This is a genomic window from Pontibacterium sinense (genome assembly GCF_015209595.1).
Classification (GTDB): Bacteria; Pseudomonadota; Gammaproteobacteria; order Pseudomonadales; family Balneatricaceae; genus Pontibacterium; species Pontibacterium sinense.
In genome coordinates, this window is the sequence record NZ_JADEYS010000008.1 from 67,952 (window position 1) to 83,196 (window position 15,245).

Genomic DNA, 15,245 nt, shown 5'->3' on the forward strand with positions numbered 1-15,245 from the left:
GTGAATGTCCGGATCAGTTTAGTTCAAGCACAAGGTTCATGCACTGGCTGTTTGGTAAAGAAAAGGTGTGTAACGTCGAATGGAAAAGGAGGATGAGGTTAGACGATACCACCCCGGCAGGGGAAATGGGCCGGGGCGATATGACCTGCCGTAAGCGAGCATGCTTACGGCAGCTTAGGGTGTTTAGACGCGCTCGAACAACGCGGCGATACCCTGACCACCACCAATACACATGGTCACAACAGCGTAACGGCCACCCGTGCGCTGCAGTTCATACAATGCTTTGACGGTAATAATTGCGCCAGTTGCACCAATTGGATGGCCCAAAGAGATACCGGAACCGTTGACGTTTACTTTGTCCATCGGCAATTCCAGATCACGGCACACCGCCAGTGCTTGAGCGGCGAAGGCTTCGTTGACTTCCCAAACGTCGATATCACCCACAGCCAGATCAGCCTTGTCCAGCAACTTACGTACCGCCGGAACAGGACCAATACCCATATATTTAGGTTCTACGCCCGCGAAGCTGTAGCCCGCCAGGCGTGCCATGGGTTTCAGACCTTTAGCTTCAGCCACGTCAGCAGCCATCAGCGTGACAGCGGCGGCGGCATCGTTGATACCGGATGCGTTACCTGCAGTGACGGAACCGTCTTTTTTGAATGCGGGACGCATTTTGGTCAGGTCTGCCTGAGTCAGACCGTGGCGGGTGTGTTCGTCGGTATCAAACACAACCGTTTTACGGCGTTCAGTGATTTCGATTGGCAGAATCTGGTCTTTAAAACGGCCTTCTTTAATCGCCGCTTCTGCGCGATTGTGGCTCGTGACTGCCAAAGCGTCCTGATCTTCGCGGCTGATATCCCATTTATCAGCAACATTTTCTGCCGTGATACCCATGTGGGTATCATCAAACGGACAGGTAAGGGCACCGACCATTGCATCGACGATCTTGCCATCGCCCATACGCTGACCGAAACGGGCCGTTGGCATCCAGTACTGGGCACGGCTCATCACTTCGGTACCACCGGCAACAGCAGCATCGCACTGATCTGTTTCGATCTGTTGTGCAGCAGTAATGATTGCTTGTAAACCACTACCGCACAAACGGTTAACGGTCACCGCTGGCGTTTCGTGTGGCAGACCACCATTGACGGCTGCCGCACGGCTGACATACATATCCTGACGCTCGGTATGAACCACGTTCCCAAATACTGCGTGACCATAATCTTCCGGTGCTGCGCCGGAACGTTTTACTGCTTCTTCAACACAGGCTGCACCCAACTCACCTGGGGTTTTGCTCTTGAGGCTCCCACCAAATCCACCAATTGCGGTACGCACGCCACTAAGAACTACAATGTCTCGATTGCTCATTCTGCATCCTTCTTCGTTGTCGTTATTATTTCTTCTTATAGTGAACCACCGGTTGTCACTTCCCTGGGTGGCTATTTCCTGTTCAGGAATGCTTCCACTGTATCACTCCTAAGTTACGTCGCTATACGATGGGCTTAAGCAATTGGTCGAAAATAGACCAATGTCTGAGTCCTACATGCGTGTTGCCGTGACATTGTCGGGTTATGACAATGTCACTCTAAAGGAGTATATTTGGCTCTGCTTTTGGTTGTGATTTCAGGTTGGGTATTGGTTTGAAAAACAGATTAGTTGTGACCCTGACAACCGTGCATGGATCGCGGCAGTTTTTTCTAAATCAGCTGGCCCGCTATGCATTGGTTGTGTTCGTATTGTTGGCGGCGGTCAGTTTTTTTATATCCAATCCGTTGTTGTTAAAAACCAGTGAAGATCTGGAAGAACTGGCGATTGATCACGAGCAGCTGAGTCAGGATTACGAACTGATGCTGGGTTCCCAGCAACTCTATAAATCAGAGATGGACGAACTCTCCGGTACGCTTAATTCGTTGATGAGCCAGAAAGCTCAACTGGAAGAAGAGAACGTTCGTATAGGTGCACTGAATCAATCCTTGGATCAATCGCTTGAAGGGCTGGAGCAGCTACTGGGTCTTCCTATCTCGGATACGATGACGGAGACGCGTGCAGAAGAGCTTCAGGTGATGGCGAGTAAGCGCCTCTACTTCCTGCATATGATTCCCAATGGGATGCCGATCCGAAGCCCGCGTATTACGGCGCGTTTTGGTTCACGGCTGCATCCTGTGTTAAAAAAGCGTCATAACCACAACGGAATTGATTTTAAGGCGAGTATCGGTACGCCAATCTATGCCACTGCGGATGCAGTGGTGGAATACGCCGGATACCATAAACAGAGTGGTTACGGTAAGTTAATCATTCTGCTACATAATTTTGGATTTAAAACGTACTACGGGCACCTGAACAAGGTGAAGGTTGGAAACCGTGAATTTGTGCGTAAAGGACAGTTGATCGGCTACAGCGGCAACACGGGTATCTCTACCGGTCCGCATCTGCATTATGAGGTGCGGCACCTGTTTACACCGTTGGATCCAGCACCGTTTCTCGCTTGGAGTATGTCTGATTTTGATTCACTCTTCAGTAAAGTAAAGGATGTGAAATGGGCCTCATTAAAAGAAATGTATCCTCTGAATCAAAGCAGGGTCGGGCAGGAACAACCATCGTCGCAGAAGGAAATAAGTTCAGCGGCGAAATGAAAGTGACGGGCAAAATGCATATTGATGGGACGTTTGATGGCACCATCAGCTCGATCGACAACATCTCAATCGGTAAGTCAGGCCATGTTCGTGGTTTGATCCGGGCGCGTCATATTAATGTCAGCGGCCTGTTGGAGGGTGATGTCATTTGTGACGAGTTGCACATTGAAGCAGACGGCAAAGTGCAGGCAACTGTCACGAGCAAGCAGATGTCGATTAATGCGCGTGGTAACTTTGTAGGTGAGCGCAAAAACTGGGAGCAGGCCGCAGTCGATAAAGCACTGGAGGCGCTGCCGGTGGTCGAGGCTATAGAAGCACCGGCTGAAAAAGTAGTTTCGAAAAAAAAGGGTTAAAGCACGAGTATGTGTGAATTACTTGGCATGAGTGCCAATGTGCCAACTGATATTTGTTTCAGTTTCAGTGGATTGATGCAGCGGGGTGGTGGCACAGGACCGCACCGTGATGGTTGGGGTATCGCTTTTTATGAAGGCAAAGGGTTAAGGAGTTTTCATGACCCGGAGCCGAGCGTGGATTCTCAGATTGCTAACTTGATCAAGGAACATCCGATCAAAAGTAATGTGGTGATCAGTCATATTCGTCAGGCCAATGTAGGCGAAGTAAACCTTGCCAATACACATCCATTTACCCGCGAGCTTTGGGGGTTTATCTGGACGTTTGCTCACAATGGACAACTGGATAAAGCGTTATTTGATCTACCGCTGACGCATTATCATCCGGTGGGTACAACCGATAGCGAATACGCATTTTGTTGGCTATTAGGCGAGATTCGGAATGCGTTTCCAGAGCGCCCGGATGACCTTGTTGCGTTGCAAACGTTTATTCAGGAGCGCTGTGATCAGCTCCGTGCGTTGGGCGTGTTTAATATGTTATTGACGGAGTCCACCTGGTTATTTGCCTATTGCAGTAGCAAGCTGGCCTGGATTACGCGTAAAGCTCCTTTTGGTGAAGCATCACTGACGGATTGTGAGCTGACGGTGGATTTCTACAAAGAAACCACACCCAACGACATTGTGACCGTGATTACTACCGTGCCACTGACTGAAAACGAGGTGTGGACGAAGCTGGAACCGGGTGAAATGATCACCTTCGCGGATGGTATTCCAGTCTGACCGAACCCACTAAGGACAGATATGATAGATGACGATGCATTAAGAGCGGATATTGAAAAGTATCCCAATCTTGTACGCTGGTTTGAGACTTGTTGTCAGCGTTACGCAGATGCATCGGCTTTCTCCTGTCAGGGTGGCACACTGACTTATGCCGCGTTGAATGAACATGCGAGTCACTTCGCTAGCTGGCTACAACGTTCTCCCCATCTGCGTCCGGGAGATCGCATTGCGATCCACCTGCCGAATTTACTGCAATTTCCGGTGGCCGTGTTTGGTGCATTGAAAGCGGGTCTGGTGGTGGTGAATACCAACCCACTTTATGATCGTGATGAGCTGAAACATCAGTTCGTGGATGCGGGCGTGAAAGCGGTTGTGACACTGGCCAACAGCGCTTATCTCGTCGAGCAGGTACTGCCTGATACCGATATCCGAGAAGTGATCGTCACCCAGTTGGCGGATCTGCACCCCTTTCCTAAGTCCGTCTGGATCAACCTTCAAGCCCGCTATATTCGGAAAATCGTACCGCGTTACAAAATTCCTAATGCGGTCTCATTTAAGTCGTGCCTGAACAAAGGGCAGAAACACGCCTATCGTCCCGTTGAGATTGAACGTCATCAATTGGCTTTTCTACAGTACACCGGTGGTGTGACGGGGATATCAAAAGGCGTGATGCTGACTCATCACAGCGTGCTGGCCAATATTACTCAGCTTAAAACTGTGATGAATCAGGTCTGCGTGCCGGAAGAAGAGGTCGCTATTGCACCCTTGCCGCTCTATCACATCTATTCCTTTGTGTTGAACGGCCTGTTGATGCTGGAGAACGGCGCGCATGTTGTGCTTATTATCAATCCACGGGATACCGAAGGGTTTGTGAAGGAGATCTCCCGATGGCGCTTTACCCTGTTCTCCGGTCTCAATACCCTGTTTGTGGATCTTTGTCAGAATCAGGATTTCTGTGGCTTGGATTTCAGTAACCTGAAAGTGACGGTTTCGGGGGCGATGTCGCTCACACGTTTCACGGAAGGTTTGTGGACCGAGATCACCGGCTGTCCGATTCAAGAAGGCTATGGCTTGACCGAATGTTCGCCAGTGGTTGCCGTCCATCCGCCAAATGAAACGCGCCGTGATGACACCGTTGGACCACCGGTGCCGCTGACGGAAGTTAAAGTGGTGGGTACGGAAGGTGAGTCATTACATCCCGGTGAGGTGGGAGAAATATGGGTGCGGGGGCCGCAGTTGATGGCGGGGTACTGGCGTCAGCCTGAGCTGACGCGTAAAACCTTGCGTGAAGATGGCTGGTTGGTGACTGGTGATATGGGGACGCTCAGCGATGAAGGCTATATTGAGGTCATTGATCGCAAAATTGAAGTGATCAAAACGGCAGGTTTTGATGTGTACCCCAGTGAGGTGGAAAATTTAATCGCCTGTCATCCGGATGTGCTGGAATGTGCGGTGGTGGGGGTGCCTGATGATGAGCTGGGTGAGGTGATCAAGCTGTTCGTTGTAAGCCGTAACCGGCGCCTGACCGTCAAGGCCGTGCGCGAGTATTGTCGTGAACGTCTGACCTCATACAAAGTGCCTAAGCTGGTGGAATTTCGTGCAGCATTGCCGAAAACAAATGTTGGCAAAGTGATTCGTCGCCAGATTCGTGAAGAAGAGATCAGCAAGCAAACCAAGAAAAGGCGCCATTTATAGCCTGTTTTTCAACATACTCAATCTGACCGTATTTAACTTGTTCTGCCGTATCGCTCCACTCTGCCGTATAATGTCCCGCTTCGCCCAATTCCTGAATCTGATAGACAAGTTCCCATCGTGAAATCTAAGCTCAAGCAGCTCCGTCAGCAGTTCAATGACTGCCGTATCGCCGACCTTCATCACTTCAAACGCCGTCTGCAGCAAGTGGAACAGCGTGTGAGTAAAAATCAGCCTGTGGATCGTATGCTGGATCAGATCGAAGAATCTGTGGCGGAATCGATACAATCTGTAGCGGACAAGAGGTCGCGGATAGGTACCATCAATTATCCGGATCTGCCGGTATCTTCACGACGTGAGGAGATTCAGGAAGCGATTCGTGATCATCAGGTTGTCGTGGTTGCAGGTGAAACCGGATCGGGCAAAACCACCCAGCTTCCTAAAATCTGTCTGGAGCTGGGTTTGGGCGCGCGAGGGCTGATAGGGCATACCCAGCCTCGCCGACTTGCAGCGCGTGCGGTAGCAGGTCGTATCGCGGAAGAGTTGCAGACTGAAGTCGGTAAAGTGGTGGGCTATCAGGTCCGCTTTACGGATCAGGTGTCCGATCAGTCGATGGTCAAGCTGATGACCGATGGCATACTGTTGGCGGAAACTCAGAATGATCGTTTCCTGGAAAAGTATGAGGTCCTGATCATCGATGAGGCCCATGAGCGCAGCCTCAATATCGACTTTCTGCTGGGATATCTGAAGCGCGTACTGCCAAAACGCCCTGACCTGAAAGTGATCATTACGTCGGCGACGATCGATCTGGAGCGTTTTTCCAAACATTTCGACAATGCACCGGTGATTGAAGTGTCAGGGCGTACTTATCCGGTCGATGTGCTGTATCGTCCGCTGGGAGAGGCGGGCAGTGATGTGGATCAACCGCAGGGCATTCTGAGTGCGGTTGATGAACTTTCACAGCTAGAACGTGAAAAGGGTGTTTCTTCACCCGGTGACATTCTGGTGTTTATGAGTGGTGAGCGGGAAATTCGCGAAACAGCCGATTTCCTGCGCAAAGCCCAACTGCGCAATACTGAGATACTGCCGCTCTATGCGCGCTTGAGCGTGGCGGAGCAGAACAAAATTTTTCACGTCGGGCGGTCCGTCGGACGGCGAATTGTATTAGCGACAAACGTTGCTGAAACCTCCCTGACTGTTCCAGGTATTCGTTACGTTATCGATCCCGGCTTTGCCCGTATTAGTCGATATAGCTATCGCTCCAAGGTACAGCGACTGCCGATTGAACCGGTGTCGCAGGCCAGCGCAAACCAGCGTAAGGGGCGCTGTGGACGTGTTGCGGCGGGTACCTGCATACGCCTCTATTCCGAAGATGATTTTGTCTCGCGTCCAGAATTTACGGACGCAGAGATCCGTCGGACAAACCTTGCTGCTGTTATTTTGCAGATGTTGAATCTACGGCTGGGGGATATATCCGAGTTTCCGTTTATTGATCCGCCTGATATCCGCTTTATCAACGATGGTTTCAAATTGTTGCATGAGCTTGGAGCGGTCGATGATAAGCGGAAGATGACACCGCAGGGACGTAATTTAAGTAAGTTGCCGGTTGATCCGCGGATTGGCCGTATGTTGCTGGAAGCCGTGAAGCAAAACTGTCTACGTGAAGTGATGGTGATCGCCAGTGCACTCAGTGTGCAGGACCCACGAGAGCGTCCAATCGAGAAAAAACAGGCGGCGGATGAGCGGCATCGTGCATTTGCCAGTGAAGAGTCAGATTTCATTACCCTCGTTAATCTATGGGATATGTATGAAGAGCAGCGTCAGGAGCTGAGTCAGAATCAGCTGCGAAAATTCTGTCAGAAACAGTTCCTTTCTTATATGCGAATGCGCGAGTGGCGGGATATCCATCGCCAGCTTCATTTGATCTGTAAGCAGTTGGGATATAAGGAAAATAAAGACGAATCGGACTACGCATCGATTCATAAGTCTCTGCTCTCTGGCTTGTTAAGTCAGATGGGCTTTAAGCAAGAAAACAAAGAGTATCTGGGATCAAGGAACAAAAAGTTTCACATCTTTCCCGGCTCGATGTTGTTTAAGAAATCCCCTAAGTGGATTATGGCCGCAGAGCTGGTGGAAACCTCCAAGCTATATGCGCGGATGGTTGCCCGCATTGAACCAGAATGGGCGGAAGCATTGGCCAAACATCTGGTTAAACGCAGCTACCTTGAGCCACACTGGGAGAAAAAGCGTGCACAAGTTGTTGCTTTGGAACAGGTGACGCTTTACGGCCTGATCATCATTCCAAAGCGAACGATCCATTACGGCAAAATCGAACCCGAGCAGTCACACGAAATATTTATTCGTCAGGCATTGGTTGAGGGCGAGTTTGTTACTAAAGGGAAGTTTCTCGCACATAACCGAGCACTGCTTGAAGGTATCGAGGCGCTCGAAGCGAAATCCCGTCGCCGAGATCTGTTGGTGGACGAAGAGTCGCTTTATCAGTTCTATCATGCACGTATGGAAGAGCTGGGTGGAGAGGGTGTTGTTAACGGCGCGGGATTTGAACATTGGCGCAACAAAGTCGAGCAGGAGCAACCCGATGCGTTGCTGATGAAGGAAGAGGATCTGCTTCAGCGCTCAACCGATCATGTCTCAGCCGGACAATATCCAGATCATCTGCCGATGGACGGGATTAAGCTGAAGCTGGCGTATCACTTTGAGCCGGGGGCCAAGGATGATGGCGTTACCTTAAGTACACCCATGGCGCTGTTAAATCAGTTGCCCACGACCCGTCTTGAGTGGCTGGTCCCCGGCATGTTGCGGGATAAGTGTATTGCCATTATGAAAGGATTGCCGAAGCAGATTCGCAAGAATTTCGTGCCGATTCCCGATTATGTCGACGCTGCGTTGGAGCAGATCAGTTTTGGCGAAGGAGATCTGTATGAAGCGCTGGCACTGCAGCTGAAGCGCAGGACCGGTGTCGCGGTTGATCCTGAGGCGCTTCGAGCAGTGCAGCTGGAAAAGCATTTTCAGGTTAATCTGCAGGTGCTGAGTGAGAAAGGTAAGGTTCAGGGTGAATCACGAGATCTACAAAACCTACAGCATCAATTTGCAGATAAAGTCTCGGCAGCTCTGAAGCGTGGGCCTGGAGAAAAGTGGGGCCGCGACGGGATTACAAAATGGGATTTTGGTGAATTACAGGAAAGTATCCGTCTTCGTCAGGCCGGCGGAATAGAGGTCGAAGCCTATCCTGCAATGTTAGATAAAGGTGATTCTGTTTCGCTCTCTGTCGTGACTCACAAAGCGGATGCAGATGCGCTCTCTATACTGGGTGTCGTACGACTGGCGATCATCGCGTTGACTGAGCAGGTGCGTTACGCGCGTAAACAATTGCCGGATGTCGACCGTAGCGTCATGTTGGTCGGAAAAGTACTGGATAAACGGTCTCTGCAGGATCAGTGTATACAGCAAGCGGTTCGTTACTTAATGGGATTAGATGAATCGTTACCGAGGAATGAACAGGACTTTAAACAGCGGCTGGAAAACAGTCGTTCGCAGCTGGTTGATCAGGCTGTTATCGTCGCTCGATTTGTTTTCGAATGTCATAAACATTACCACGAAATTCAGAAACAACTTAAGGGACGAATGGACCTTGCTGAAGTGGCTGTGTTGAATGATATAAAAATGCAGCTAGGTGCTTTGATTGATAGTACATATATATCTAATCATAGCTGGCGGAGGTTGCAAAATTACCCTCGTTACCTGAAAGCGATTGGTCAACGGTTGGAAAAATTTCGTCGTAACCTTAATCAGGAACGCCTGCTGAGTGATCAGTTAGGTGCCTACTGGGCGGAGTACCAAAGTCGTGTGGAACAACATAAGAAGAACGGCGTTGCTGATCCTGAACTCCAGCACTTTAGGTGGATGCTGGAGGAATACCGAGTATCTCTTTTTGCCCAGCAGCTGGGCACTGAATACCCCGTATCTGACAAAAGAATACGCCAGCAGTGGCAGAAAGTACTGGTTTGACTCAGGTCAATGGTCGACCTTTGTTGTATGCAATTAGTAGGGTCTAGATGGTTGCAGTAGTGTTAAGGGTATGCTGTAATGCGAAAAATTTGGGTAAACATACCCTCTGAGTAAGTCAGTATTTACCAATTAGCGATCAAAGAATCGCTGGCAGATGCCTTATTTAGATGAGATAAAGATATGATTGTTCAAATAAATTAATAAGCTCCGAAATGGACTTAAAATTTATTTGAATGAAAAAAGATTTGTAGTATTTTCTAGACGTGCCAGTCATAAGGCACGCAAAGAAAAACAAAAACACTAAATTCACTACTAGTATGTTGAAAATTGAAGGGGAAATGTTGATGAAAAAATCTATTATCGCTCTGGCGGTAGCTGGTGCTCTGACTGCTCCAATCGCTGCTCAAGCTGACGCAACTCTGTACGGTTCTCTGCGTTTGAATCTGAGCAACTACGACAGCACTGGTCTGGACTTTACCGATAACGCTTCCCGTATCGGTATCAAGGGTTCTACTGAGCTGTTCTCCGGCGCTAAAGCAATTTTTCAGTGGGAACAATTTGTAAGTACTGAAACTGGCGCATTGGGTTACCAGAAAACTCAAGGTAACGGTGGTCGTTTGGCGAGCATCGGTATTACCGGTGACTTTGGTACTGTTAACGCTGGTCGTCAGTGGTCTCCATTTGCAATCTGGACTGTCTTCCCTACAGATATTCTGGTTAACAGCGATAACTCTGGTAACACCGGTTACCAGCCAGGCTTGCACCGATTGAGCAACACTGTTGCTTATATCTCGCCTGCGATGAATGGATTGCAGGTTGCAGCTGTTCTGATTGCAAACAACAACGATAAAGCTGCTACCTCTTCTGCTGCTATTGCTACTCAGGCAGACGTGGACGCAGGTAATGCTGCAACAGTTGGTCAAGTTTTCAATAAAACAACAACCGCTTCAGATGACAGCGAAGATCTGGATGCATACAACCTAGCGGTTAAGTATTCTGTTGATGGTTTGACATTGGCTGCTTCCACAATTGGTTTGGAGCCATCAGGTCAGAGTGTTAACTCTGTAGCTGCTTCTTACACAACTGGTGGTCTGTATGTGGCTGCTCGTTATCAGGACGATGAAACAGCAGGTGCTGGTAATGAAGATTCTTATGAGCTGGCTGCTAAGTACACTATGGATAAAACGACTGTAGCTGCTAACTTTATCGACAACGATAACGTAGCTGATGATGCATACTCTCTGGAAGTTTCCCAGAAGCTGGGTAAAGCTGCTACAGCGTTTGTCGGTTACTACGACAAAGGCGCTGACGACAGCCTGGCTGTTGGTTACCGCGTAGACTTCTAATATTGATTATTAGATAGCTATGATAAGAGGGCTCCCATTAGGGGGCCCTTTTTCGTTTTCAGCCATAAACCACCTCCTATGGAGGTGGTGATCATTCACTCGAGGCTCTGCCTGAAGAGTGCTCATGCTAAATACTGTTTCGTTTGTTACCAGCAAATGAAAGGAGTAGTTAGCATGAGCCGATATGAATCCGCATCACACGTATTCTATCGATGTCAGTATCACATCGTCTGGACGCCGAAGTATAGATTTCGAATTCTCAAGGGAAAGGTAGGAAAAGAGGTCTATCGCAGCATTTATGTGTTCTGCAGTATGAAGAAGTGCACAGTTGTAGAGCTAAATGTGCAGATAGACCATGTTCACCTAGTGGTTCGAACACCACCAAGACTCAGTGTTTCCGAGCTAGTGGGAACGCTAAAGGGAAGAACCGCGATCCGGTTGTTCAATAAGTTTCCCTATTTGAGGAAGAACAAGCTCTGGGGGAATCACTTTTGGCAAAGAGGCTACTTCGTTGACTCAGTAGGTGCGAATGAAGAGATTATACGTCGCTATGTTAGGCATCAGGAGAAAGAGTCGAAAATTGATGAGCAAAGACAGCTGAAGCTAGATGTTCAACAATAGTACCGCCCCCTTTTAGGGGGCTTTACGCAAAGCCACCTTCTAAGAAGGTGGTTATTTACTTTAGGTTTTATTTTTCTTCTGGAAAGATAGGGCTACAATGAAGCCTTGTTGAAGTGAAAAGGATAAAAGCGTGAGCAAACGTTTTGTAGCGGTATTAGTTTCGGGGTTGATGATGACGAGTCCAGCCGTTTTGGCGGATGGTCATGAGATCGACCCCTGGGAAGGTTATAATCGCGTGATGTTCGGTTTTAATGAAGGCTTGGATAAATATGCGCTTAAACCTATTACCCTCGGCTATAAGGCTATTACGCCTGACTTGGTAGAAACTGGGGTATCCAACTTCTTTGATAATATTTCTGACGTTGGCAGCCTGCTAAACAATGTACTTCAGGCAAAATTTGAAGCGGCAGGCGAAGATTTGGCTCGTGTGTCCTTTAATACAACATTTGGTTTGGGGGGGGTGCTGGATGTCGCAACACCAATGGGTATTGAGGAGCATAACGAAGATTTTGGTCAGACGCTCGGATATTGGGGTATGTCATCCGGTCCGTATCTTGTGTTGCCGTTATTCGGTCCCTCAAATGTCCGTGATACCGGGGGCTTGATTGTTGACTCGATTACGTCACCTATTTCAAATATTGAAGATGATTCTGCCCGATATGCGGTTATTGGTTTGCAGGCTATCGATACGCGTTCTGGTTTGCTGGAAGCCGAAAAGCTAATTACGGGTGATCGTTATACATTTATCCGTGATGCTTATCTTCAGCGTCGTGAGTTCTCGATCAATGATGGTCAGTCAGAAGACTACGATGACGAAAACTTCTAAGTCGGTTGTGGCTTATTGCATGTTGCCGATATTAGGTTTAACTTGTTGACTCATGGATCACAAGCGCCTGCCTTGGGGTGATTTATGAGTCACACCACTCAAAAAATACTGATTGTTGATCATTCAACTGTGTTAATAGATCGAATTTTTGATCTGTTGAATGAGTCATCGATGCTAGATTTGAGAGTATCAACCAGTTTCTCCTTATCCGATGCAAAGGATAAGCTCCGGGATTCAGACTTTTCTCTTGTGATCGTTCGTGTTCCCGCCGCGAAGCAGGCGTTATGCCATGATTTGATTGATCTCCATTCTCCTAATCCTGTTCTGATTCTACTGGATGATCCCAGTAGCGCTGCTGTATTTTCAGCGCTGCGTGTAGGTGCCTCTGATGTATTTGATGTGGCTGACGTTGCTCGGCAGAGTCAGGCATTTTTGGATGCGGTTGAGCGTCTTATGGGCTGGGCACGCACATTGGAAGAGAATCGGTTTTACAGGGAAGAGCTTGAACAGAGTCTTTCTGAGCTGCAAGCTGATCAGCAAGCGGCCTATCATATACAGCGTAATATGATGCCTGCAGAAACAATCGAAATTTGTGGTATTAAAGCTCAACATCAAATCACGCCTTCGCTATATCTAAGTGGCGACTTTGTTGATGTAGTGCCGGTTGATGACCAGCGTATGGTTTTCTATTTGGCTGATGTCTCAGGGCATGGTGCCTCTTCTGCGCTGGTGACGGTTCTGTTGAAGAATATGACGCAGAGTCTCGTGCGTGATTACAAAGATGTGTCTCCAGATGAGCTTCCTTCGCTAGGTGATGTATTGCAGCGGATCAATACCGAGATGCTGGAAACAGGCGTAGGTAAGCATTTGAGCATGTTTCTGGGAGCGATTGATCGCAACAGTGGGTTATTGCACTATGCAGTGGGTGGGCATCATCCAATGCCGCTGCTGACGGATACGCGAGGAACTCGATATTTGGAGGGAAGAGGAATGCCGGTCGGTCTGTTCGAGCAGCCGATATATGACGAAAGATCAATCGAACTTGAGTCATCCTTTCAGATAACCTTGTTCTCTGACGGTATTCTTGAGGTTTTGCCGCAGAAAGATATGTTGTCCCGAGAAGAGTATGTTCGTGCTGTGGTGGATAATCTGCGAGGCTCCAGTCCGGAGAGGTTGAAGGCAAGTCTCACTGCCAGCTTTAGCGGCGAGGCGCCTGACGACATAGCAATTATGACAGTTGTTGGATGGTAAGATGAAAGAAGGTTCGATCTTTTCTGCATGTGTAGATGGCCGCTATATCCTTAAGTTTGTGGGAGATGTCCGGCTAACTCTGTGTGCTACATTGGATTGTCATATTGAGGAATCTCTGGCGAGTATTGATGCTCAGGAAATACTGGTTGACCTGACAGAGGCGGAGGGGATCGATAGCACGTCGCTTGGTCTGATCGCTAAGCTTTCTATCAAGGCGTATGCTTTGTCGTTACCTAAGCCCACGGTTGTCTCGACGAATGAGAATATAACGCGTGTGCTTATGAGCATGGGTTTCGATCATATATTTGTACTTATTAGCGAGTTGCCTACTTGTCCAAGTGATCTTAAAAAGTTGTCATTTGTACAGGACTCTGAAGAATCGATCAGGATGCGAATTATAGCGGCTCACCGTATTCTTATTGACCTGAATGACTCTAATCGAGAAGCGTTTAAAGATCTGGTTAAAACGTTAGAGAAAAGCTAAAAATAGGAAAAATTCCTATATACAGTAATGAGCCAGAATCTATAAAATTGATTTCAGGAAATGGGGAAAGCAGAAGGATCTGTCAATTACCAAGGATGTAATTTCCTCTCACTGCTTACGGAAAAGAGCGGTGACCGGCATGGAACGCTGGGGGGAAAAGCCCGGAGCTCGGAAGCTCACGGGCTTTTTTTTGTCCAAAATTTGCTTGCGGACAGCGTTAAAATCCCGAGCGCTGATCAGCGCTCGAGTGGATATTCGCCTTACTGCTGGCTTAATAGTGTCTCTAGCTTGACCTGATCAACCGCAAAGGCGCGAATGCCCTGAGCGAGTTTTTCTGTCGCCATCGGGTCTTCGTTCAATTCCCATCGGAATGAGCTTTCATCCAATACAATCTTCATGTCTTTGCTGTTTGCTTGAGATGCGGAAAGCTGCTGGGTGAGCGTTGCATTTGTTTCGGACAGTTCCTGCATTAGTGCAGGAGCGATCGTTAAGCGATCACAGCCAGATAATGCTTGGATTTCACCGATGTTGCGGAAACTGGCACCCATGACAATCGTGTTGTAATTATTGGTCTTGAAGTAGTTATAAATGCGAGAGACCGACTGTACACCCGGATCATTCAGTCCGGTGTAGTCCTGCGCTTCGGTGTTAGCTTTGTACCAATCCAGAATGCGGCCGACGAACGGCGAAATCAGGTATGCGCCAGCTTCCGCGCATGCGGCTGCCTGAGCAAAATTAAACAGCAGAGTCAGGTTGCAGTTGATGCCTTCTTTCTCAAGCTGACGTGCTGCTTCAATGCCTTCCCAAGTAGAAGCAATTTTAATCAGAATGCGTTCTTTGCTGATTCCGGCATCCGCATACATGCGAATCAGTTTGTGGGCGCGCTCTACAGTTGCTTTAGTATCAAATGACAGGCGTGCATCCACTTCTGTTGAGATACGTCCTGGAATGATGTTCAGAATTTCACGGCCAATAGAAACGGCAAAACGATCGGTCATATTACCCAGTAGTGCCTGATTATCGCCGCCCTGTTCTTGTGCCCAGGCTTTTGCTTCGGTCAGAAGCGGTGCATAGTCGGGCAGGGAAGCGGCTTTCAATAGCAGCGATGGGTTGGTTGTCGCATCTACGGGTTTAAACGTTCGAATGGCCTCTATATCGCCGGTATCGGCAACAACAGTGGTCATTTTTTTTAGTTGATCGAGTTGGCTTTCCATTTCGTATTTGTCCTGCAAA

The 15,245-nt window shown here is 48.5% G+C and carries 12 protein-coding genes; 10 read left to right on the forward strand and 2 right to left on the reverse strand.

Annotated elements, in window-relative coordinates:
• Positions 1 to 183: 183 nt before the first annotated feature.
• On the reverse strand, positions 184 to 1,368 hold the full coding sequence (gene bktB / locus IOQ59_RS09560) for a beta-ketothiolase BktB (protein WP_193953062.1): 1,185 nt from the start codon (positions 1,366 to 1,368) through the stop codon (positions 184 to 186).
• 272 nt (positions 1,369 to 1,640) lie between these two features.
• Here bktB and IOQ59_RS09565 point away from each other — a divergent pair, with 272 nt between their 5' ends.
• From IOQ59_RS09565 to IOQ59_RS09610, 10 genes are all read left to right on the forward strand, one after another.
• Positions 1,641 to 2,633 carry a M23 family metallopeptidase gene (locus IOQ59_RS09565; protein WP_193953063.1) on the forward strand — a complete coding sequence of 331 codons (993 nt, stop codon included), beginning with the start codon at positions 1,641 to 1,643 and terminating at the stop codon, positions 2,631 to 2,633.
• Positions 2,634 to 2,647: 14 nt separating this feature from the next.
• On the forward strand, positions 2,648 to 2,986 hold the full coding sequence (locus IOQ59_RS09570; protein ID WP_255512538.1) for a polymer-forming cytoskeletal protein: 339 nt from the start codon (positions 2,648 to 2,650) through the stop codon (positions 2,984 to 2,986).
• Positions 2,987 to 2,995: 9 nt separating this feature from the next.
• Positions 2,996 to 3,763: a class II glutamine amidotransferase gene (locus IOQ59_RS09575; RefSeq protein WP_193953065.1), complete on the forward strand. Its 768-nt coding sequence runs from the start codon at positions 2,996 to 2,998 to the stop codon at positions 3,761 to 3,763.
• Positions 3,764 to 3,784: 21 nt separating this feature from the next.
• On the forward strand, positions 3,785 to 5,458 hold the full coding sequence (locus IOQ59_RS09580) for an AMP-binding protein (protein ID WP_193953066.1): 1,674 nt from the start codon (positions 3,785 to 3,787) through the stop codon (positions 5,456 to 5,458).
• A gap of 117 nt (positions 5,459 to 5,575) precedes the next feature.
• Positions 5,576 to 9,484 (forward strand): ATP-dependent RNA helicase HrpA, encoded by a 3,909-nt coding sequence (gene hrpA / locus IOQ59_RS09585; RefSeq protein ID WP_193953067.1) that lies wholly within the window; start codon positions 5,576 to 5,578, stop codon positions 9,482 to 9,484.
• A gap of 344 nt (positions 9,485 to 9,828) precedes the next feature.
• On the forward strand, positions 9,829 to 10,830 hold the full coding sequence (locus IOQ59_RS09590) for a porin (protein ID WP_228050810.1): 1,002 nt from the start codon (positions 9,829 to 9,831) through the stop codon (positions 10,828 to 10,830).
• A 174-nt stretch (positions 10,831 to 11,004) separates the two neighbouring features.
• A complete protein-coding gene (gene tnpA / locus IOQ59_RS09595) occupies positions 11,005 to 11,451 on the forward strand; it encodes an IS200/IS605 family transposase (RefSeq protein WP_193953069.1) in 447 nt (148 codons plus the stop codon).
• Positions 11,452 to 11,581: 130 nt separating this feature from the next.
• Positions 11,582 to 12,277, forward strand: coding sequence for an MlaA family lipoprotein (locus IOQ59_RS09600; RefSeq protein WP_371871850.1), 696 nt, complete (start codon positions 11,582 to 11,584; stop codon positions 12,275 to 12,277).
• Between the two features lie 171 nt (positions 12,278 to 12,448).
• Positions 12,449 to 13,528 carry a PP2C family protein-serine/threonine phosphatase gene (locus tag IOQ59_RS09605; protein WP_193953070.1) on the forward strand — a complete coding sequence of 360 codons (1,080 nt, stop codon included), beginning with the start codon at positions 12,449 to 12,451 and terminating at the stop codon, positions 13,526 to 13,528.
• 1 nt (position 13,529) lies between these two features.
• Positions 13,530 to 14,012: an STAS domain-containing protein gene (locus IOQ59_RS09610; RefSeq protein WP_193953071.1), complete on the forward strand. Its 483-nt coding sequence runs from the start codon at positions 13,530 to 13,532 to the stop codon at positions 14,010 to 14,012.
• Positions 14,013 to 14,272: 260 nt separating this feature from the next.
• Here the strand turns inward: IOQ59_RS09610 and tal are convergent, their stop codons facing one another.
• Positions 14,273 to 15,226, reverse strand: coding sequence for a transaldolase (gene tal, locus IOQ59_RS09615; RefSeq protein ID WP_193953072.1), 954 nt, complete (start codon positions 15,224 to 15,226; stop codon positions 14,273 to 14,275).
• Positions 15,227 to 15,245: the final 19 nt, after the last annotated feature.

What these genes read in the sequence shown, in the direction of transcription:
- IOQ59_RS09590 (WP_228050810.1), top strand. Translation starts at nt 9,829, where the DNA reads ATGAAAAAATCTATTATCGCTCTGGCGGTAGCTGGTGCTCTGACTGCT.
- IOQ59_RS09575 (WP_193953065.1), top strand. Translation starts at nt 2,996, where the DNA reads ATGTGTGAATTACTTGGCATGAGTGCCAATGTGCCAACTGATATTTGT.
- IOQ59_RS09580 (WP_193953066.1), top strand. Translation starts at nt 3,785, where the DNA reads ATGATAGATGACGATGCATTAAGAGCGGATATTGAAAAGTATCCCAAT.
- tal (WP_193953072.1), bottom strand. Translation starts at nt 15,226, where the DNA reads ATGGAAAGCCAACTCGATCAACTAAAAAAAATGACCACTGTTGTTGCC.
- IOQ59_RS09570 (WP_255512538.1), top strand. Translation starts at nt 2,648, where the DNA reads ATGCATATTGATGGGACGTTTGATGGCACCATCAGCTCGATCGACAAC.
- bktB (WP_193953062.1), bottom strand. Translation starts at nt 1,368, where the DNA reads ATGAGCAATCGAGACATTGTAGTTCTTAGTGGCGTGCGTACCGCAATT.
- tnpA (WP_193953069.1), top strand. Translation starts at nt 11,005, where the DNA reads ATGAGCCGATATGAATCCGCATCACACGTATTCTATCGATGTCAGTAT.
- IOQ59_RS09605 (WP_193953070.1), top strand. Translation starts at nt 12,449, where the DNA reads ATGCTAGATTTGAGAGTATCAACCAGTTTCTCCTTATCCGATGCAAAG.
- IOQ59_RS09610 (WP_193953071.1), top strand. Translation starts at nt 13,530, where the DNA reads ATGAAAGAAGGTTCGATCTTTTCTGCATGTGTAGATGGCCGCTATATC.